Genomic DNA, 1,390 nt, shown 5'->3' with positions numbered 1-1,390 from the left:
TGTTACTGATGCCGTTTAACATCCAAAACCTGACGGCGTAAGCTGTCCGGCGGTAGACAGATAAGCTGACCAATAAGGTAAATGAATATCCGTCAGTCAGTCTGTCTGTCTCACCGCAGCGTTACCAGCGTCTTCAATTATGGCCTTGGCCAGTTATCGGGTATATGTGTAATCAATGACTATTTAGATTTTGTTGGTAGCGAGATCAAATCAAAGAAAATCCTTGTTCCTTCAGCCTCATATTTTACAACCATCGTGGCGACAGCAAGACTAATAAGCGCATTTTGCGTCATCCCAAAAGCCGTAGCCATAGTATCAAGACCTTTTTTCACCTTATCAGGTAGTTCAATTGACTGTCTAGGCACCTTTTTCCCTCCTCATTTTGATGCAAGGGACGACAACTTATACATCAGAGCAACACCAATCTACATCGGTTTCCATCGTTCTATTAGTGAGCGATCAACTTTATCCGTTCTTATGTACTCGCTTTTTCCCGAAGATGATCGGTCGTTGCCTTAAAGGCCAGAATGTCTGCTCTAGACTCTTTCAGCTTCTCTTCAAAAACCAGTCTAAACCAAGCTATTCTATTTCTAGTGGGTGGATACTGATTAAACTTATCATGGACTTTACAGATCGCTTCAATCATCTCAAAATGGTCATATCCCAGGGTCCTCGCTAATTTCAAGGCCATCGGCAGGAGATCATAGAACCCTGTTTTAATGAAATAGTCTTCCAAGCCGGGTCGATTCATGACAATTCCCCCTCAATCACACGTTTTACCATCCGGTCATCAATAATCCTGTGACCGTTCTGCGAACCGTAGAGGAGGCAATGGGTGCATAACTTGTTAATGAGTCTGGCGGCACCGCTGGAGTAACGATAAATATCGTCGATCGCTTGGTCTGAAAAAATGTCGCTGGTTGCACCCGCATAAACCAAGTGCCGTTTCATATAGGCCTCTGCCTCGGCCCGATCATAGTGCGACAGTTTGCACTGCAAATCGATACGTTGACGAATCGCGGTGTAAGCCTGCAGGTGTAGACGATCCCATAGCTCGTTCTGACCGACAAGAATGAGCGCCATGGGGCTCTCTGCATCCATCTTCATATTAAGTAGAAAGCGAACTTCCTCCAACATCTCTTTATCCAGCAAATGCGCTTCGTCCACGACGACAACTGCCTGCAATCGATGAATTCCGCGCATCAATTCAATCTCCCGATGCAGTTGGCGTTTGGCATCGCCACGATAGAACTTCGACTCGTATCCAAGTTGCTCAAGCATTCCTTTGTAAAAGTGACGAGGTGTTAACTTTGAATCCGACAAGTATAAAATCCTGTACTTCGCTGGATCAAGTGTTTTCGCAAACCGGCGAATCGTCGTCGTTTTTCCT

At 45.3% G+C, this 1,390-nt stretch carries 3 protein-coding genes; all 3 read right to left on the bottom strand.

Translation table 11 applies throughout. From position 1 onward, the window contains the following. Positions 1 to 179: 179 nt before the first annotated feature. Positions 180 to 365 carry a hypothetical protein gene (locus ACYQ3Q_RS28235; protein WP_459928144.1) on the bottom strand — a complete coding sequence of 62 codons (186 nt, stop codon included), beginning with the start codon at positions 363 to 365 and terminating at the stop codon, positions 180 to 182. A 110-nt stretch (positions 366 to 475) separates the two neighbouring features. Then, positions 476 to 751 (bottom strand): hypothetical protein, encoded by a 276-nt coding sequence (locus ACYQ3Q_RS28230; protein WP_459928143.1) that lies wholly within the window; start codon positions 749 to 751, stop codon positions 476 to 478. Continuing rightward, positions 748 to 1,390: ExeA family protein (locus ACYQ3Q_RS28225; protein ID WP_459931713.1), on the bottom strand; the 643-nt coding region annotated here is incomplete at its 5' end. The genes ACYQ3Q_RS28230 and ACYQ3Q_RS28225, both read right to left, overlap by 4 nt.

Source organism: Desulfosporosinus burensis, from assembly GCF_054657535.1.
The sequence above is the reverse complement of the archived record's forward strand: the minus strand, read 5'-3'. Positions and strand labels throughout refer to the sequence as shown.

What these genes read in the sequence shown, in the direction of transcription:
- ACYQ3Q_RS28230 (WP_459928143.1), bottom strand. Translation starts at nt 751, where the DNA reads ATGAATCGACCCGGCTTGGAAGACTATTTCATTAAAACAGGGTTCTAT.